This is a genomic window from Cohnella massiliensis (assembly GCF_900169535.1).
GTDB lineage: Bacteria > Bacillota > Bacilli > Paenibacillales > Paenibacillaceae > Cohnella > Cohnella algarum.
Genome location: NZ_LT821257.1, coordinates 405,237 through 423,633, shown reverse-complemented (window position 1 = coordinate 423,633; position 18,397 = coordinate 405,237). Strand labels below are relative to the sequence as shown.

Sequence of the window (18,397 nt, the reverse complement as noted above, 5' to 3'; positions counted from 1 at the left end):
TGGTCGATTCGACTATAAAAAAGATCAACATTTTCCGATGCCGATCGGTTACAATCAAGGGAGGAAACGCCCATGTTAAATCAAATTCGCCAAAACCCTCTGCTGCTGACGGACAGCTATAACCTGTCGCATACCCGCCTGAAATGCAATGTCGATTGGGAGGTCAGCCATCTGTACAACCGCAGCCAGGGGATGATCCTGTACGGTTTGCGGGAGACGATCGCGAGTCTGCTGTCGATCCGGATAACCGAGGAGCACATTCGGGAGGCCGAGCGCGGCGCCGCCATGCAAGGCCTGAAGTTCCCGTCGGAGCTGTTCGAGCGGGTCGTGAACGAGTGCAACGGCTACGCTCCGATCGCCGTCGAATCGCTGCCGGAAGGAACCTGGTGCCCGGCGGGAACCCCGTTCGCGCAAGTGTACAATACGAAGATGGGCTTCGGAGAACTCGTCACCTGGTGGGAAGGCGTCTTCATGCACGCGTATTTCCCGAGCGGCTGCGCGACGGAGGCGTTCCGCATGCGCCGCTATCTCGAACAAAAGCAAAGGCAGTACGGCTATGACGATTCGTTTTTCTGGAAACTCCACAGCTTCGGCTTTCGCGGACATCGCAGCCTCGAGGATGCGTACTGGGCCGGAACGGCCTGGAACCTGGCGCTGCAGGGAACGGACGATTTCCATACGACCCTGCATACGCCGAACGCGTTCATCGGCAGCATTTCGGCGCTCGCCCACAAAGTGACGCAGCAATACGACGACGAGCTGGATTGCTTCCGACACGCGATCGACGCGACCGCCCAAGCCGGGGAAAAGGTCGTCGCGCTCGTCATCGATACCTACGACGCCAACCGGGTCATTCGCGAATATTTGCCGGAGCTTGGGGCGCGGGCCAGGGAGCGAGGGGTACGCATCGTGCTTCGTCCGGACAGCGGAGACGTGCTGCGGCAGGCGATCGACATTTACGAGGCGGCTCGCGGCCACGGACTGCTGGACGTCGTCGGCGTCATCATCGGCGAAGGCATGAACTTCGAGCGGGTGCGGCAATACGACGAGCAGCTGGAGCGCGAAGGCGTGCCGATCAGCTTCGTCTCGTACGGAGTCGGGGCGGGATTCTACCAGAACGTCAGCCGGGATACGCTCGGATGGGCGATGAAGACCGCGTTCAGCAACGGGAAGGACCGGATGAAGTTTTCGATGGTCGAGTTGAAGCGGAGCCTTCCGGGGAAAATCAAACCGGTTCTCGTTAGGGGAGAGCTGACGGTGGAAGCGGCGGACGAGAGCGAGCTGGAAGGATTGTACGAAACCGTCTACCGTCACGACGGCGACGGCGAGCCTGCGCTGCTTCTGGCGGGGCCGGACCACTGGGCGGCCGTTCGCGAGCGGATGCGCAAGCAGACGGCAGAGCAGCAAAACGTAAGGCTGTCGGCGGAAATCGAACGTAAAATCAGACGGTTTGCCGATCTGTACTTGCAGACGGAGGAAAAGAAAGAGAGAGGATAACGATGGCAAGGCCTTTTCAATTCGGCTTCGTGCTCGGCCGGTTTCAACAGCTTCACATCGGGCACGAACAAATTATCGAAATGGGGATCGGCGTTTGCGAGCGCCTGCTCGTGCTCGTCGGTTCCGCCCAGCTGCAAGGCACGCGGCGCAATCCGTTTCCGGCGCAGCTCCGCGTCGAGATGCTGACCGAGCTTTTCGGCGACCGCATTCATATCCTTCCTTTACCCGATTATACGAACGAGGACGATCACAGCCATGCCTGGGGGCGTTATTTGCTCGACGCGGTCCGGAGCTACGGCCGGGAGCGGGGATGGCCGCCGCTCGATTTGATGATTACCGGCAACGACGAGGAGCGGGGACGATGGTTTCCGCCCGAAGAGGAAGCGGATCTGGGGAAGCTGATCGTGCCGCGCTCCCGCATCCCGATTCACGCCACCGATTTGCGGCAGGCGCTGCTGGCGGGCGACAGGGCGTTCTGGGAGAGCTACGTCAATCCGAAGCTGCACGCCCGGTACGAGCAATTGCGTTCGCTGACGCTGGCGGCCGCGGAAACGAAAGAGCCCGGGAACTGACCCCGAAGGGTCGTTCCCGGGCTGCCGTTCTGCGCGCCTTGCTAGGCGCCGGAACACCAAATCCCGGCGCGTCCGTTACTTGCCGCCCGGCTCAAATGGCGAAGGTCGCCGCCCATACGCATACCGGCTTGGATACCGATACGGAAAGGCCGGTGTACGACAGCTTTCCGGAAACGGGATCGATCCGGAACAGCGTCAGGTTGTTCGTGTCCCGGTTGGCGGCGAGCAAATGGCGTCCTCCGGGCAAAATCGAAAAGTGGCGAGGGTGCCCGCCCTGAACGGACGCGTGTTCGACATACGCGAGTTCGCCGGTCGCTTCGTCGATCGCGTATACGACGATGCTGTCGTGCCCGCGGTTGGAGCCGTACAGGAATTTGCCGTCGGGGGAGACCGCGATTTCCGCGCATGTGTTTTCGCCTTCGAAATCGGGCGGAAGCGTCGGCACGGTCGCGACGCGTTCCAGCCGCCCGGTTACTGCGTCATAGCGGAACGAAACGATCGAGCTGTCCACCTCGTTGATGACGAACGCAAAGGCGCCGTTCGGGTGAAACGTCAAGTGCCGCGGCCCGGCGCCCGGATGAAGCGCCGTGTCGCCGTGCGGCAGCAGCTTGCCGTTATCGACCTTATAGGCGCGAATGCGGTCGAGCCCCAAATCGCAAACGAACAGGTAGCTGCCGTCCGGACTGTAGAACGAGGAGTGCGGGTGCGGCCTGTCCTGCCGTTCGGGATGCGCGCTTTTGCCTTCGTGGCGCCGTTCGTCCAGCAGACGGCCGATACGGCCGTCTTTTTCGAGTTCGACGAGGCTGACCAAACCCTCATGGTAGCTGGTTAACGTCAGGTAACGGTCGTCGGCGCTTTTTTGAATATGACAGGTCGGACCGCTGTTCGCGAGCGACCGGTTGACCTCCGTCAAGGTTCCGCTTGCGGGGTCGAGCTTCATATAGACGGCATCGCTCGCCTTGGAGCCGTCTTCGGCTTTGGTTTCCGTCAACGCGTAAACGGCGCGCCGCGGCGCATCCAGGCAAAGGAAGGTCGGATTTTGAAAGCCGGATTTCCGGTCCAGCAGCGTCAGCGTCTCCCGGCCGGCATCGAATTCATACACGTAAACCCCGGCGGAGGCGGCTTCGGCATAAGATCCTGCCACGATTAACGTACGATTTTCGGAAAGGCTCAAAGGTATCGTCTCCCGTCATGGATTCATTTCGTTTTATTTTACCTTTTCGGAAGAGAAGATGTAAAATGTTTTGGCCGTGCCTCTCCTCATGTCGAAAAATGAATGATAAGATAAAAGTGGTAATCGCATTTAGTCGGAAAGGATCGAAATAATGGGATTTTTGTCGTTTGTATTGGTGTCGACCGTCGAATATAGTGCCATGCTACTGGGGATTCTGGCCTTGTATCGCTTTCAGATCCGGTATTCGATTGCTCCGATCGTCGTTATTTCGCTGGTTTGCTCTTTTCTTTCCCATGCGCTGCGGATCAAGTATGAGGTCGAAATGGCTCCGGTCATTCAGCTTGTCGTCCTGATTTTGCTTTTCTGGCTGATGTTTCGCGTGCCGTTCATTTATTCGTGCATCATGATCATTACCTACTTTGTCGTATACATTCTGCTGCAGGCGCTCCTGCTCCTTATGCTGCCCGCCGCGCCATGGTTCGACGAGATCGGCTTGCAAAGCCTGGAAAGTCCCGAGACGTATTCGATGCAGATCATATGCGCTGCCGCCAACATCGCATTCGCCTGGTACTTGCAGTCTTCGGGGCGCGGATTCACGTTCGTTCCGAACGGCCCGTCCTCCGCCTTTCCCTGGAAGCGGGAAAACTTGAAGCTGTTCATTTTAATCATGGTCGGATTTTTGGTCTTGGCGATTAGCTATTATCTGTACGTCGAGCATTTTCATATTTTAGTCCCGCTTGTGATGCTGACGCTCGGCTTGTTCATCGCCATCTTTCATTATTCGATCCTGAAGGAAAAGAACCAATGATCGACCGGCTTGCGGAACGTTTCGCCCTTCGGTTGATGGGGTGGGGGGAATTGGGCAAGGACGCGTATCCCCGCCTGCGTCTGGGATTGATCATTTCGCTTACGACCTTGCTTATCGTCGGCTTCACCGTATTCATTCTGGCATGGACGGACCGGGCGGGGGAGGGGGTGCTCAGTTTGGTTTCTCTAGCGGCGCTGCGTTATTTTTCCGGGGGAATGCACTTTCGGACAAGCGAGCAATGCGTGGCCGTCACGGTTGCGACCGCCGTCCTGTGCGCCATGCTGCCCGATCTGTCCGTCCCCGTTACGATCGTCTGTCATGGGGCATGCGTCGTTTTGCTGGCGATTTTTTCGCCTTCCGGCGCGCTCAGGCAAAAACTGCCGGCCGGGAAGCATGCCCGCTACAGGTGGATCTCGATCGCGCTCGCCGCACTGGGAACGGGGTTAACCTGGTCGGCCGTCACGTATTCCATCTTGTTTCAGAGCATTTCAACCATTAAAATAAAAAAATAGAGAAACTCGCAAAAAGTCGAATCTTGACTGCAATTAGGGAAAAGGAGCGAACCGGTTTGAAAAAGAAACTAGCCCAGAAGTTCTCTTTGGCCATGATGGGAATGGCCAGCATGTTCAGCGTCGCGAAAGTTTGGTTCGGAGATCCGGAGCTGAAAGAGCTGGAATAGCCTCGGCGCGCGACGCGGACGGCCGAACGGCGGCGAACGCTCAAGCTTTTTAATCGCATAGGTTATTTCACGGAAGCACCGTGCTGCAGAAACGTTCTGCATGCGCGGTGTTTTTGTCTTTTTCGGGACGGGTCGGCTTAGAGGGAGGCGAGAACAATGAACGAGTCGCTGGAGCGGGCGCGATCGGCGATTCAGGATTGGCTGGAAAAGCGGCAGCTTGCCCATCTTTCGGTGGCGGCAGACGATCTCCGGCTCGTTTTATATTCGACGGAGGACGATGTCCCGGCTTTGCGGGCGTCATTTACTCCGTTGCAGGGGGGCCGCTATGCGCTCGACCTTGCGAATCATCGGGGCAATTGGCAGCCGACGCCGTATGCGGGAACCGCAGAGGAATTGCTGCGGCTGCTGGAGGGGAAGCTGGCCTTTGCGCTGGCGCGCTGGCATTGACGGTGCGGCAAATGGAAACGGCTTGTTGCAGGCGGGATGGGCAAGCTTTCGTTGGACGTGACGCTCCCCTTCGAACCGGCGACGAATGACCGACATCGACCGCCGCAGACATGCGAATGACGAGTTAAGAGAAGTAACCACGACTCGATTGGATCGGCAGTATGCGTGGGGAGGCAGCGAGATGAGTCATTTTTACTCAAATGCGTGTGGCTGCGAGCGTCGGACGGGTCGAGATGAGTCGCCACGATTCAACTGGATCGGCAGCATGCGTGGGGAGGCAGCGAGATGAGTGATTTTTACTCAAATGCGTGTGGCTGCGAGCGTCGGACGGGTCGAGATGAGTCGCCAGGACTCAACTGGATCGGCAGCATGCGTGCTGTGGCGATCAGATGAGTCATTTTTACTCAAATGCGTGTGGCTGCGAGCGTGGACGGGTCAAGATGAGTCGCCACGACTCAACTGGATCGGCAGCATGCGTGGGGAGGCAGCGAGATGAGTCATTTTTACTCAAATGCGTGTGGCTGCGAGCGTCGGACGGGTCGAGATGAGTCGCCGGGACTCAACTGGATCGGCAGCATGCGTGGGGAGGCAGCGAGATGAGTCATTTTGTGCCCCGTAAGCTAGCTCAGGCGCTTCGCACCCGGGGCCGCCGCTTCGCCGGACGCCGGAGCCGAAACGGCGGCAGGGGGAGAAGCGGCCTCCAAACTGCGCCCCCCATTCCAAAGGCAGAAAAGGATAAACTCGAACCGTCAGCCTTTCGTTTTCAGCAAATCCGGATCGAACTCGGGCACGAGGCCTTCCTTTGCGGCGCGGACGAGCAGCGAGGAGACGGCTGCGTATCCGGCCTCGCCCAAATTCGCGGTGAAGTCGTTCACATAGAGATCGATGTGCGCCTGCGCGACGGACGGATCCATCTCCTGGGCGTGCTCCATCACGTAATCGCGGGATGCCTCCGGATTCGCCCATGCATATTCCACCGACGACCGTATCCAGCCGGATACGGCCTTGGCGTCAAGGGATCGGCGGGCGATGATGGCGCCGAGCGGAATCGGCAGGCCGGTATCGGCTTCCCACCAGCTTCCCATGTCGGCAAGCATCGTCAGGCCGTACGACGGATACGTGAAACGGGCTTCGTGGATGACCAGGCCGGCATCGATTTTGCCGTCGCGCACGGCCGGCATAATTTCGTGGAACGGCATGACGACGATTTCGCCCACGCTTCCGGGCACGTTTTGCGCCGCCCACAGGCGGAACAGCAGATAGGCGGTCGAACGCTCGCTCGGAACCGCCACTCTGCGTCCGGCCAGCGCCGCCGGGTCGGCGGCTTTATCCTTGGTCAGGACGAGCGGTCCGCATCCGCGGCCAAGCGCGCCGCCGCACGGGATGAGCGCATAGTCGGAAAGCACCCACGGCAGCGCCGCATACGAGATTTTCAGCACTTCGGGCCCTTCGGCGCGGAGCGCAAGATGGTTGGTAATGTCGATATCGGCATACGTTACGTCGAGCTTCGGAGCCCCGGGAACGAGTCCGTGCGCCCAGGCGTGGAAGACGAACGTGTCGTTGGGACATGGGGAAAACGCGATTCTCATTGGAAAACCTCCGGAAAAAGATTGCTGGCGGCCTCGAGCGCGGCCAACGCCTCGCCGATTCGCCAGGCGGATTTGTCGCGCGGGCCGACCGCGTTGGAAACGGCGCGGATTTCGAGCGCGGGCAGGCCGAACCGCTGCGCCGCGGTCGCGACGCCGAAGCCTTCCATTCCTTCGCAGGCGGCTCCGGGCACGCGCTTGGCCAGCTTGACGGCGGTGTCGGCGGTGCCCGTCACGGTCGTCAGCGTCAGCGCGGGACCGAGCCGAACGATCCGTCCCGAGAGCCGGATCGCTTCGGTCAAACGGTCGGCCAGCGCCGCCTCGACCGGAATGCGGGCGGAGCCGAAGCCGAGCTCGTCGATGCTGAGGTAGCCGTCCGGCGTTTCCGCCCCGAGATCGGCCGCGACGATTTCGCTCGCCACGACGAGCGAGCCGATCTCGGCCCGGCCGGGGAAACCGCCGCCGATGCCCGCGCTGACGACCAGGCGATAGCGGCTCGCGGCAAGCGCGGCCGCGGTGCCGGCGGCCGCCGCGGCCTGGCCGACGCCGACGACGACGACGTCGAAGCGGCCGTCGCCGCGCAAGCCGCGCAGCACGGCGTCCCGTTCCGCCTCGACGGCGGTGGCCACGAGGACGCGTCCTTCAACAGGAAAGCCAGGGTCCGAAGACCCTGGCGGCGAATTGCCGATGCTAACGTTCATTGCAAGAAACTCCTTCGGATAACAACCCTTATTCAATATTGTTATTATAGACCTCTCCGCGCGCGAAGGAAAGACGGATTGCGGGCGAATGCCGGGCGCGAAAATCCATATCTATTGAATAGGGAACGATACCATGCGCGGATTCCGCGTTCGAAGGAGGGGCGGCTATGGAGCCGGTGCCGCGGTTGATCATCGATACCGGAGGAGGAATCGACGGCGCCCTGGCGCTGCTGTTCGCCTTGTGCGATCCCGGCGTGGCCGTGCACGGCATTACGACGGTGAGCGGCGATTCGGACGCGGATCAGGCGGCCGATCAGGCGTTGCGCCTGATCGGGCTTTGTCTTCCGGAGGCGGAGGAACCGCCGCCGGTAGCCGTCGGCGAAGCCGGGCCGCTGGCGCGCGAACGGGACGGCCCGTGGATCGCGGGCAGCGGGCGCAACGGCTTCGGCGGCGCGATGCTGCCGCCGCCGAAGGGCAAGGCCGCAGCCGAGCCGGCAGCGGCGTTTCTTGCGAGCCAGGCGGCCGCCTTTCCCGGCGAGCTGACGCTGGTCTTGGCCGGGCCGGTCACCAACTGGCCGCGGGCCCTCGAGATGGATTCGCATCTCGCGGAGAAGTTCAAGCGCATCGTCGTCGCGGGAGGCGCAGTCTTCGCCGCGGGCAACGCGACGCCCGTCGCCGAGCGGAATTTTCATGCCGATCCCGAGGCGGCGGAGCGGCTGTTCGCGACGGCCGGCGGCCGTTTGACGGTCGTCGGCCTCGATGTCACGATGCGGGCGCGGATTCGCGGGGAACATTTGGAGCGGTTAAGCCGCGGCAGCCCGCCCGAGCGGGAGCGGATCGTCGCGTTCATGAGACGGATGCTGAACCATTCGTTCGCGTATTATCGCCGGACGGAGCGCTGGCTCGAAGCCGCCCCCCTCGGGTCCGCGCTTGCCCTGGTCGCGGCGGCGGAGCCGGGGCTTTTTCGAACGGGCGTTTTTCGGGCTTCGGTCGATACGCAGGCCGGACTGACCGCCGGCATGGTCGTCGCCGACCGCCGGGCGCGCGCAAGCGTCGGGCGGGAGGTTTGCTTTTGCGTGGAAACGGACGAGGAGCGGGCGGTGGAGCGGTTTCTTTCGGCTTTTTCGTAATGCGGAAGCTGCGTCGCGTCAGGAATTCGGGTAAAGTGTAAGTACGGGGTAGAGGCCGGCAGGGCGGTTGGATCCCTCGCGGTCAACGCCTGGCATGGAGTTAACGGAAATACAGGCCCTCGACCGGCCATAAGGTCCGGAATCGGCGGATTTGGACGGATTCAAGCGCGATAACGGCTGTCAGCGACGTTATTTCGTCGGAAATCGGGGTTGGGAAAATATAACGAACTGGAGTGCGCTATGCCCTTAGAGGCGCTTGGTCTCTGGAGTTCGGCCGGCGCGCGGATCAAAAAATCAATTGCCGGAGGGGTTGGCCATGTATCTCGTCACATCGAAGGAAATGCGCGATATCGACCGCTATGCGATCGATGTCATCGGCATCCCCTCGCTCGTCCTGATGGAAAATGCCGGACGGGCGATCGCGGAGGAGGCCATTCGGCTTGCGGAAGCGGAGGGGGCGCGGGGCCGCCGCCCGCGCTGGCTCGTGCTGGCCGGCAAAGGAAACAACGGCGGGGACGGGGTCGTCTGCGCGCGGCGCCTGAACGAGCAAGGCTGGGAGACGCTCATCGTGTACGCGGAGGCTCCGGAAGGCTTCAAGGGCGAGGCGGCCGTTCAGCGCGACATCGCCGATCGGCTGCGGCTGCCCTCGGCCGTTTACGAGCCGGGGAAGCTGGAATGGGACCGCTTCGACGGCATCGTCGACGCGCTGCTCGGGACCGGCGCGACGGGCGAACCGCGGGAGCCGTACGCGTCGCTGATCCGGGAGGCGAACGCCAGCGGTTTGCCGATCGTGGCGGCGGACATTCCGAGCGGGCTGAACGCGGACACCGGCGAGGCGAACGAGCCGTGCATCCGGGCGGCCGTTACGGTCGCGCTCGCGATGGCGAAGCGCGGATTGCGGCTGCAGCCGGGGGCGGAGACGGCCGGAACCGTCGTCGTCCGGCCGATCGGCATTCCCGGCGATGCCGCGGCGCGGCAGGGCGTTCGCACGTTCGAGCTGAACGAAGAGACGCTGCGCCGAAAATTCGCGCTGTCGGGCGTGCCGCCGGTTCGCGCCGCGGATTCGCACAAGGGCACGTACGGACACGTGCTTGCGGTGGCGGGATCGCGCCGGATGAGCGGCGCGGGGCTGCTCTGCGCCAAAGCGGCGCTGCGCGCGGGCTGCGGCCTGCTCACGTGGGCGGTGCCCGAGGCGCTCGCGCTTCCGCTTGCCGGAGCGCTGCCGGAGGCGATGATCCGGGGCATCGCGGACGGCGGCAGCGGCGAATGGGGAGGCGCCGACGCGGATGACGCGCTGCTTGCCGCCGCCGGCAAGCAGGCGGTCGTCATCGGCCCGGGGCTCGGCCGATGGGAAGGCGACACCGGCTGGCTTCGCCGCTGGTGGGAAACCGTCGCGTCGCCGCTCGTCCTCGACGCCGACGCGCTCAACATGCTCGCCGCCGCCGGGACGACCGTCGCGGCCGGCGCGGCGGCAAGCGGCGGGCCGGCTCCGGCCGGGGAGCCGCTTGCCCTGTGGCCGCGGCGCGAAGCCGCGACCGTCCTGACGCCGCATCCCGGCGAAATGGCCCGGCTGTGCGGCTTGTCCGTGCGCGAGGTGCAGCGCGACCGGATCGGGCTGGCTCGCGAATTCGCGGGCCGGCACGGCGTCGTCCTCGTGCTGAAAGGCGCGCAAACGGTCGTCGCCTCGCCGAACGGAGACGTCTTCGTCAATACGACGGGCAACGCCGGCATGGCCACCGGCGGCACGGGCGACGTGCTCGCCGGCGTCATCGGCGGCCTGCTCGCGCAAGGCCTGGATGCCGCGGCCGCGGCCGCGCTCGGAGTCTACTGGCACGGAGCCGCGGGAGACCGCGCGGCTGCGGGGCGCACGTCGCCCGCTTCGCTGATCGCGAGCGACATCATCGAACAGCTGTAAGCGCCAAGGCTTGCAATTCAGCGGCGTTTCAGGCGCGCCTGCCTATTTCCGGATCAGCACGGGCGTGTCGTCCTCCACCTGCTCGAAAAGCCACCGGACGTCCTTGTTGTACATGCGGATGCAGCCGGCCGAGACGTATTTGCCGATCGATTTCTCGTTGTTCGTGCCGTGGATGCCGTAGGCGTAAGAGGTTTTGCCGTTCACGGTGACTTCGAGTCCGAGCCATCGGTCGCCCAACGGATTTTTCGGGTCCCCTCCTTTGATTTTCTCTTTGTAGTAAGGCCGATTTTTGATTTTCTCGTGGATGACGAACAGGCCTTCCGGGGTATAGGAAGGCTTCTTGCCCGTGGCCACGGCGAACGTGTCGATCAATTCTCCTTCCTGGTAATAAAAAAGCTTGTTCAATGACTTGTCGATGACAATAAAATGCTCATGTTTGACGTACTTTTCGGCCAGCACGGCGGTGTCCGTCTGTTTTTGAGCCGCCTGGGCCGGAAGCGCAAACAAGCTCGCAAGCGCCAGCAGCGCCGCGAACGCCAACCACTTTTTCACCCTATCGCCTCCCCGCGTGTTTGCAATATATGCGGCCGGAGGCGCTTTTTGAAGCTGTCCGGGGGAAATTACAAGAACGGTGATCAGTCATATGACGGGGGTAACTACCGGAGCGTTCCGGAACGCGGGTATAATTTCGGAGGAAAGCAGGGGAAATTTATTTTTCGGTGGAAAAGGAGTTATGAAAAATGAGCAAGAGATTTGCAAAACTGGTTTTGACGACGGCAATCGCCGCCGTATCGATGTTCCCGATGGTTGCGCAGGCGGAAGAAGCCGCCTCGTCTTCGGCGCCGGGAACGGCGCTGAAAACGGCAGGCGACTTCGCGGCCTTGCAAGTAGGCAAGCGGGTGTTCGTGCACGATGCCAAATCGCAGCTGTTTCAAACGAACGGAGCCCAGCACGACGGCGATCTGAAGGATTTGTTCATTTTGCCGTTCGGTCCGGAGCAAATTCCGTTCGTGCTTGTCCATAACGAGAAAAACGGCTATCTCGTATTCAGCGACTTGTGGCCGGAGTTCTCCAAAGGCAAAGAAACGGATCCGACGGAGGAATACTTCAGCGGCCGGGTATTTACGACGGCTCAAAAGAAAATTGCCAACCGCACCAACCATAACTATGCCAAGCAGTTCGGCGACACGGTCGTCGTGTTTACCGCCAACGATTTCGACGATTTGTCCAAGGGCTACCACGAATCGTACAGACTCAAAGGCGAATTGCGGGGCTTGATCCTGTACGATTGCTGCCCGTACGTAGTCGTTAAGGGCGAAAAGGGCGCGCTGGACGTCTATCATGCAGGAGCGACGGGCGCGGAAAAGGCCGGCCAAATCGCGCTGTAAGGCGCGTCGGCTTCGATGCGGCCCGCGGGGAATTACAGCACTCTGCGGGCCGTAATGTAGCGCTTGGAATAGTCGCTCAGCTTGCTGACGAGAACCCCGTTCCAGGATTTGCCGATCGTATTGTGAATGAATTTGCCGTTGCCGATATAAATGCCGACATGGTTGACCTGTCCCGGGGTGCTCACGCTAAAGAACACCAGGTCGCCCTTTTTCAAATTGCTTTTGGAAACGTATTTTCCTTGTTTGCTTTGCGCTTTGGAGCTCCATTTGAGGGATACGCCGTATTTGCCGAAAACGTATTTCGTGAACGAAGAACAGTCGAAAATATATCTCGACGGGTTGTTGACGTTGAATTTATAAGTGACTTTGCCTTTCAACGATTGGGCAAGGGAAACGATCTTGTCCGCTTTCGTTGCCGAGGCCGCTTCCGCCTTGTGCGTCGGAATCGCGCCGGGAACGACGGCGACAGCCGAAGTGAAGGTCAACAAACAGGTAAAGGCGATTACCGTCTTCTTGATTACGTGCGTCTTGCTTTTTTCTGTATGTGTCATACGTTCCTCCCGATTGGTGTTTTTGCCTGACGGCTTGTACGAGTGGAAGTATAACACGGTCTGGGTTTTTCGGTTTTAAAAGTAAGAATCATTTAATATTAACAATAAATAGAAAATAAGTCGAATAGGCTTGAACATACGCGGTGATTGTCGATTGAATGCAGGAATGGTAAGCTGGTAGCAGACATTCTATTTGCATAGGTGGACATGCGTTCATGAACCGTAGCGTCCTTATCGCATTCCTCGTCTGCACGCTTGCCATCGCCGTTTGGTCCTTGCCCGCCCGGGCCGCTTCGGCCGAGATGGAAGCCGACGGAGCGTTCATGGATTTGTCGCCGTGGAATCCGAAGGAGAACGGCGCGATTTCCTTGAACGGGGAATGGGAGCTTTATTGGAACGAGCTGCTGTCGCCGCAGGATATCGCCGAGGGCAGAGCGGGCGTTCCGTTTGCGGTCGAAGTCCCGTCCACGTGGGGAAGCAACCGATTGCCCGACGGCAATCCGCTGCCCGATCAGGGGGTTGCGACTTACCGGCTGACCTTCGAGCTTGCCGAAGAAGAACCGCCGCCGATGCTGGCGCTATACGCGAGCGGCGTAGCGAGCGCCTTCCGTGTTTGGGTTAACGGCGTTCCGATCGGAGGAGCGGGCGTCGTGGGACCGTCCGAACAATTGATGTCCCCCGATGAAAATCCGCAAGTGCTGTCCTTTCGCCCGGAAGCCGGCCGCAACGAACTCCTTGTGCAAGTATCCAATTTCGTTCAGCGCAAAGGCGGGATCTGGGACGAAATACGGCTCGGGGACGCTTCGCAAATGACGGCTAGCCGGACGGCGAAATTCGGCGCCGAGGCGTTTAGCGCGGGCATTCTCGTCATTATGGGGATTTTTCATCTCGGACTGTTCGCCGTATCGAGGAGTGAACGGTCGTCTTTGTATTTCGGAATCGTTTGCCTGGCCATCGCCGTCCGGACGGTCGTGCTCGGCGAGCATGTGGCAAGCGTCGCTTTCCCTTGGCTGGCCTGGGAATGGTCCGTAAAAGCGGAATACATATCGGTTTCGGTCGCTTTATTCATGATGATTTTGTTCGTGCGCAACGAATACGCGACGCGCGCGCGTTCCGTGACGGCGGGGATTTTTTTCGCGGCGCTCATCTTGTTTACGGCTTTCGTGCTGCTGACGCCCGCCAAAATATATACCCTGTTCATGCTTCACTTTCAATTGGGCATCGTCCTGCCGGTATTTTTCTATTGTCTCGCGTTTTTCGTCATCGGGACGTACAAACGCAAGGCCACCTTTCCGATCAACCTGGCCGGTTTCATTCTGTTCAGCATTGCCGTCGTCCTGGACATTTTATTTTATAACCAAATCATCCCCAAAGGGCAGTTTGCTCCATACGGATTGCTGGCTTTTCTGTTGACGCAGTCGATCAACATGTGGTTGAGGTTTTCCCGGACCGCGATAGAGGCGGAACAGCTTTCGGCGCAGCTTCAGTCGGCCAACGAATCGCTGGAGCGCAAAATCGCGGAGCGGACGGCGGAATTGAGCGAATCGAATCTGCGTTTGGAATCGGCCAACGAAAAGCTGTCGGGAATGGAAAAATTTCGCCGTCAGCTGCTGTCCAACATCTCGCACGAACTGGGAACTCCCATTACCTCAATCAAAGGCTACGCTTCCGCGATGATGGAAGGAGTCGTAACCGACGACTATTTGAAATACGCGAAAAAGATTCACGACCGTACCCGGATGCTCGAGCTGATGATCGATGATTTGACCGAACTGACGAAGCTGGAAACGGACCAGATCCAGTTTGCGTTCCGGCCGACGGATACGGGCGTGTTTTTCAAGCAGCTTTTTTACAAATACGAATCCGAGATAACGGCAAGCGGCCGCCATTTCGAATGGGTAGAGCCGGACGGCGCGAACATCGACGGATGGAGCGCCGAAGCGGAGCTGGACCCGATGCGGATCGAGCAGGTCGTGTCCAATCTGTTGTCCAACGCCGTCAAATACACGTCTCCAGGCGGCCGGATCCGGATGGCGATCGAATACCGGGCCGTCGGCAAAGAATGGGGCGCGGCGGTCGTCAGCGTGGCCGACAACGGCGAAGGAATCGACGAGACGGAGACGGAAAAAATATTCGAACGGTTTTACCGGACGAACCGCCACCGTCAAATGGCGCAAGGCACGGGATTGGGGCTTGCGGTTTGCAGGGAAATCATGATCCGGCACAAGGGCTGGATCGCGGCGGAAAGCAAGCCGGGAACCGGGAGCCGCTTCCGTTTCGGCGTCCCCGTCCGATGGGTGCGCGCAGGAACGGATTCGCCGAAAGAGGAAGGAGCGTAAACGCATGAACGGTCATATACTCGTCGTCGAAGACGATGAAGACATCCGCGAAATTGTCTCCCTTTATTTAAGCAAGCAAGGCTTCGAAGTCACCGCCGCCGCAAGCATCGCCGAAGCCATGATCATATGCAGGAACGCGACGCCGGACCTGCTGCTTGCCGATATTTTGCTGCCGGACTCGACGGGGACGGAATTGACCCGATGGGTCAGAAAACGTTCCGATATGCCGATCATTCTGATGAGCTGCAAAAAGGAAGCGGACGACATCGTCGAAGGGCTCGAGCTTGGAGCGGACGATTATATTACGAAGCCGTTTGAACCGAGCGTCGTCGTGGCCCGCGTCAAGGCGCTTTTGCGCCGCACGCGGACGAAAGACACCTGGGAGGACGGAAGGCTCCGCATCGATCCGGTCGGGTGCGTCGTTACAATCGATAATCAGCCGGTTTCCTTGTTCGCGAAGGAGCTGCAGCTGCTGCTGTTCATGGCTTCCCATCATAATCAGGTTTACAGCGTCGAGCAATTGTACGAGCATATTTGGGGCTGGGACAAGGAAGGCGACTTGAGAACGGTCATGGTTCATATCAGCAACCTCCGGAAAAAGATCGAAGCGGATCCGGCCAATCCCTCTTATATCGTTACGGTGCGGGGATTCGGGTACAAATTTTGCTGGAATGCGGTTGACCGGACCATGTCGTCTTAACGCGGCAGTTCCGTCAGGCGGAAGCCGCAAGCCGCAGCTTGGCCCTCGCGATAACATTGGCGATCTGTTCCTCATAGCCGTAAATTTTCTCCTTGCGATTGACGATCTGCTGCTGAAGGGAGTTCAAACCGGCAAGCGCGCTGCGGGCGTCCTTGGCGCTGCCGGTCTTGACGGCCGCATTCAGCGATTTCATCACGGTCGAAACGGAGCTCTTGGGGGCGCCGATCGCCTTTTTCTCCGCTTGAATTCTCACCTTGACGGGGTCGATTTCGGCCAGCACGGCCCGAATCTGCTTCGCTTTTTTGCCGGTCGAATCCTTGAGCGACTTCAAAGCGTCCCGCTTCGCTTTAATATCCTCCCTGGCCAATTGGACGAGCGGCTTCAGCAAATTGGCCTGCGTCTGGAGCAGCTTCTTCAGCTCCTTGCTCTTCATCGCATTGGCCGCGCTGATTTGCTTGTTAAGCGAAGAATATCGGCTTAGCAGCGGGTCGTGCTTCGTTTCCGCCTGCTTCAATTGCGCTTCCAGCTTGCCGAGCTGCGAGGCGTTGATTTGCTTGATCTGGCTTTTGACCACTTTAACCGCTTCATCGTTGCTATAATGCAGCGCGTTGATTCTGGCATCCCAGCTGTCCGTCTGCTTCTGCAAGGAAAGAAATCCGTTATACGCGGCCTGCAGCTTGGCGGCTTCCGTCTTCTCCGTTACCGCGAGAAGCTTGTCCCACTTGGCTTGGGCCGCGGCCGTAAATTGCACCGTCGCGGCGTGCGACAAGGGGGCGAACGCGCTGACCAAACCGAAAACGAAAAGTGCTGCAGCAATCCATTTTCTCCAGTTCATGCTTGACTCCTCCAATCGATTCGTTGAATTTGGCAAAGCAAAAAGCACCTGCCGGAAAAGCCGAACGGCTTCCCTACAGGTGCTTCCTCGTAAGGTGATGCGAACTATTGTTCTCAGTTTAGACGATCGAAAACGGGATGTCAAGCGCTTGTCCGGGCGCGTGCCTATCTTTTTCTCAATTCGAAAAACTCGCAGCCGGCCCGGGAATGATAGGCCAGATCTCCGACGCCGGACTGGACGACGACCGTCCGTTCGTCAAAGCGAACGATGACGCCGCCGGAATCGACGATATGGTCGTCTTTGAACACGCGGACGGCGGCCCGCCGCTCTTGCGCCTCGGAAAAGTCGGGATCGGTCAGCAGCTTGCGATTGATCATGGCCGGGCTTGCCTCCTTAGGAATCGGTAACAGGAGAATACCAGTTTCCGGGCGGATGCACAAGGCCCGCAAGTCGCCAAACCAGCTCCATAATCAAGCTGTACGCGGAGATCCGCTTGATCCTTCGCGATACGAGCATCGCGACTATCGAAATACATTTATTTTTGTTCGCCTACATACACTGTATCACTTTCCGAAGAAGGATCGTGATGCGAGGATGGACATTGAACTGACGGCCCTGCATTGGGTGTATCTGGCGTTCATCGTCTTCATTCTGGTGCTGATGGCCAGGCGGCGCGACACGGTCATGCTTTGCGTAATCGGCGTCTTCGCGCTCGGTCTGATCGCGACCGAGAGCTTGACTCGATCCGTATCGGGCATCTTCAACGGCTTTATTTATGCGACAAAAGAGCTGGCCGGGACGATCTTCATCATTTCCATCATCGTGTCGATGAGCCGCGTCATGATCAAGACCGGCATCAACGAGCTGATGGTCGCGCCGCTGACGCGGTTCATTCGAACGCCCGCGATCGCGTTTTGGGGAATCGGCATCATTATGCTCGTTTCCTCTTTCTTTTTTTGGCCGTCTCCCGGCGTGGCGCTGATCGGGGCGGTGCTGCTGCCGGTCGCTCGGCGGGTCGGGCTGCCCGCGCTCGGCGCCGCGATCGCGATGAACCTGTTCGGCCACGGCATCGCGCTTTCCGGCGATTACGTCATCCAGGGAGCGCCGAAGCTGACCGCGGATGCCGCGGGTCTGCCGGTATCCGAGGTGATGGAGGCGAGCGTGCCGCTCGTCATCGTCATGGGGGCCGTCACGACGATCGCCGCATTCTGGATGATGCTGCGGGATCAGAAAAACGGGAAGTGGCAGGACGGCCTGGTCGCTTCGGCGGACCGTTCGATCCAGGCGTCGGACGAGCGGATCGCCCTGCCGCCGCGCGTCCGGCGATGGGCGGCCGCGATCATTCCGCTGCTGTTCGCGGCCGATGTCGCCGCGATGTTCGCTTTCGACCTGCAGGGGGGCGACGCCACCGCGTTGATCGGGGGCACCGCCGTCATCATCCTCATCGTTCTCGCGCTGCTCGCCCACCGCGGCAAAGGGCTGGAGGAGACGACGTCCTACCTCGTGCAAGGCTTTCAATTCGGCTTTAAAGTGTTCGGTCCGGTCATTCCGATCGCCGCCTTCTTCTATTTGGGCGATGCGGCGTTCGCGGAGCTGCTCGGCTCGCACTTGCCGGCCGGTTCCCACGGCATCGTCAACGACCTCGGCGTTGCCCTGGCCGAAACCGTCCCGGTCAACGGCATCGTCGGCTCGATTACACTGACGGTCACCGGCGCCATCACCGGGCTCGACGGCTCCGGGTTTTCCGGCATCTCGCTCGCGGGCTCCGTGGCGAACATGTTCGCCACGGCGATCGGCTCCGGCGCGGCGACGCTGACGGCGCTCGGCCAGGTGGCCGCCATTTGGGTCGGCGGCGGCACGATCGTGCCGTGGGCGCTCATTCCCGCCGCGGCCATTTGCGGCGTCAGCCCGTTCGAGCTGGCCAGACGCAACCTGAAGCCGATGCTGATCGGCCTGGCCGTCACAACCGTCGTCGCGATGTTTCTCGTTTGAGGCGGCCGGCGGCTTGAAGGCATGCGGACGACCCTGTCGCGGCTTCTTCCTTGCCCTTTGATCATGGAAGGTTATTCCGGGTA

Annotated in this window: 18 protein-coding genes; 11 read left to right on the top strand and 7 right to left on the bottom strand. The window is 60.1% G+C overall.

Annotated elements, in window-relative coordinates; translation table 11 throughout:
* The first annotated feature begins 72 nt into the window (after positions 1–72).
* Together B7E11_RS08655 and B7E11_RS08650 are read left to right on the top strand one after the other, a co-directional pair.
* A complete protein-coding gene (locus tag B7E11_RS08655; protein WP_080833378.1) occupies positions 73–1,497 on the top strand; it encodes a nicotinamide phosphoribosyltransferase domain-containing protein in 1,425 nt (474 codons plus the stop codon).
* A gap of 2 nt (positions 1,498–1,499) precedes the next feature.
* On the top strand, positions 1,500–2,069 hold the full coding sequence (locus tag B7E11_RS08650) for an adenylyltransferase/cytidyltransferase family protein (protein ID WP_080833377.1): 570 nt from the start codon (positions 1,500–1,502) through the stop codon (positions 2,067–2,069).
* Positions 2,070–2,160: 91 nt separating this feature from the next.
* Here B7E11_RS08650 and B7E11_RS08645 read toward each other — a convergent pair whose 3' ends face one another.
* Positions 2,161–3,243 carry a lactonase family protein gene (locus B7E11_RS08645; RefSeq protein WP_080833375.1) on the bottom strand — a complete coding sequence of 361 codons (1,083 nt, stop codon included), beginning with the start codon at positions 3,241–3,243 and terminating at the stop codon, positions 2,161–2,163.
* A 220-nt stretch (positions 3,244–3,463) separates the two neighbouring features.
* On the opposite strand from B7E11_RS08645, the gene B7E11_RS08640 reads away from it, so the two are divergent.
* The 3 genes from B7E11_RS08640 (at position 3,464) to B7E11_RS08630 (ending at position 5,177) form a co-directional block, all read left to right on the top strand.
* A complete protein-coding gene (locus B7E11_RS08640; RefSeq protein WP_139787123.1) occupies positions 3,464–4,051 on the top strand; it encodes a hypothetical protein in 588 nt (195 codons plus the stop codon).
* Positions 4,048–4,563 (top strand): accessory gene regulator B family protein, encoded by a 516-nt coding sequence (locus B7E11_RS08635; protein ID WP_080833371.1) that lies wholly within the window; start codon positions 4,048–4,050, stop codon positions 4,561–4,563. The genes B7E11_RS08640 and B7E11_RS08635 overlap by 4 nt, the downstream gene beginning before the upstream one ends.
* Before the next feature lie 323 nt (positions 4,564–4,886).
* Positions 4,887–5,177: a hypothetical protein gene (locus B7E11_RS08630; protein ID WP_080833369.1), complete on the top strand. Its 291-nt coding sequence runs from the start codon at positions 4,887–4,889 to the stop codon at positions 5,175–5,177.
* A gap of 749 nt (positions 5,178–5,926) precedes the next feature.
* Here the strand turns inward: B7E11_RS08630 and B7E11_RS08625 are convergent.
* The gene (locus B7E11_RS08625) at positions 5,927–6,766 is read right to left on the bottom strand and encodes a 1,4-dihydroxy-6-naphtoate synthase (protein ID WP_080833367.1); all 840 of its coding nucleotides are present in this window, start codon (positions 6,764–6,766) and stop codon (positions 5,927–5,929) included.
* Positions 6,763–7,464 (bottom strand): futalosine hydrolase, encoded by a 702-nt coding sequence (locus tag B7E11_RS08620; protein WP_080833365.1) that lies wholly within the window; start codon positions 7,462–7,464, stop codon positions 6,763–6,765. Before B7E11_RS08620 ends, B7E11_RS08625 begins: the two co-directional genes overlap by 4 nt.
* A gap of 167 nt (positions 7,465–7,631) precedes the next feature.
* Here B7E11_RS08620 and B7E11_RS08615 point away from each other — a divergent pair, with 167 nt between their 5' ends.
* Positions 7,632–8,594 carry a nucleoside hydrolase gene (locus B7E11_RS08615; protein ID WP_080833363.1) on the top strand — a complete coding sequence of 321 codons (963 nt, stop codon included), beginning with the start codon at positions 7,632–7,634 and terminating at the stop codon, positions 8,592–8,594.
* A gap of 316 nt (positions 8,595–8,910) precedes the next feature.
* Positions 8,911–10,509, top strand: coding sequence for an NAD(P)H-hydrate dehydratase (locus B7E11_RS08610; RefSeq protein ID WP_080833361.1), 1,599 nt, complete (start codon positions 8,911–8,913; stop codon positions 10,507–10,509).
* A 42-nt stretch (positions 10,510–10,551) separates the two neighbouring features.
* Here B7E11_RS08610 and B7E11_RS08605 read toward each other — a convergent pair whose 3' ends face one another.
* On the bottom strand, positions 10,552–11,061 hold the full coding sequence (locus B7E11_RS08605; protein ID WP_080833359.1) for a L,D-transpeptidase: 510 nt from the start codon (positions 11,059–11,061) through the stop codon (positions 10,552–10,554).
* Positions 11,062–11,249: 188 nt separating this feature from the next.
* Between B7E11_RS08605 and B7E11_RS08600 the strand changes: the two genes are divergently transcribed.
* Positions 11,250–11,897 carry a hypothetical protein gene (locus B7E11_RS08600; protein ID WP_080833356.1) on the top strand — a complete coding sequence of 216 codons (648 nt, stop codon included), beginning with the start codon at positions 11,250–11,252 and terminating at the stop codon, positions 11,895–11,897.
* A 32-nt stretch (positions 11,898–11,929) separates the two neighbouring features.
* Here B7E11_RS08600 and B7E11_RS08595 read toward each other — a convergent pair whose 3' ends face one another.
* Positions 11,930–12,448, bottom strand: a complete 519-nt coding sequence (locus B7E11_RS08595; protein WP_240353241.1) for a C40 family peptidase — start codon at positions 12,446–12,448, stop codon at positions 11,930–11,932.
* 215 nt (positions 12,449–12,663) lie between these two features.
* On the opposite strand from B7E11_RS08595, the gene B7E11_RS08590 reads away from it, so the two are divergent.
* A complete protein-coding gene (locus B7E11_RS08590; RefSeq protein WP_080833354.1) occupies positions 12,664–14,787 on the top strand; it encodes a sensor histidine kinase in 2,124 nt (707 codons plus the stop codon).
* Positions 14,788–14,791: 4 nt separating this feature from the next.
* Positions 14,792–15,487 carry a response regulator transcription factor gene (locus B7E11_RS08585; protein ID WP_080833352.1) on the top strand — a complete coding sequence of 232 codons (696 nt, stop codon included), beginning with the start codon at positions 14,792–14,794 and terminating at the stop codon, positions 15,485–15,487.
* A 13-nt stretch (positions 15,488–15,500) separates the two neighbouring features.
* Here B7E11_RS08585 and B7E11_RS08580 read toward each other — a convergent pair whose 3' ends face one another.
* Complete coding sequence (locus B7E11_RS08580) at positions 15,501–16,322, bottom strand: coiled-coil domain-containing protein (RefSeq protein ID WP_080833351.1); 822 nt, start codon at positions 16,320–16,322, stop codon at positions 15,501–15,503.
* 164 nt (positions 16,323–16,486) lie between these two features.
* The gene (locus B7E11_RS08575; protein ID WP_080833349.1) at positions 16,487–16,699 is read right to left on the bottom strand and encodes a hypothetical protein; all 213 of its coding nucleotides are present in this window, start codon (positions 16,697–16,699) and stop codon (positions 16,487–16,489) included.
* 217 nt (positions 16,700–16,916) lie between these two features.
* Here B7E11_RS08575 and B7E11_RS08570 point away from each other — a divergent pair, with 217 nt between their 5' ends.
* Entirely contained in the window at positions 16,917–18,314 is a 1,398-nt protein-coding gene (locus B7E11_RS08570) for a hypothetical protein (RefSeq protein ID WP_080833347.1), read from the top strand.
* The last annotated feature ends 83 nt before the right edge of the window (positions 18,315–18,397 follow it).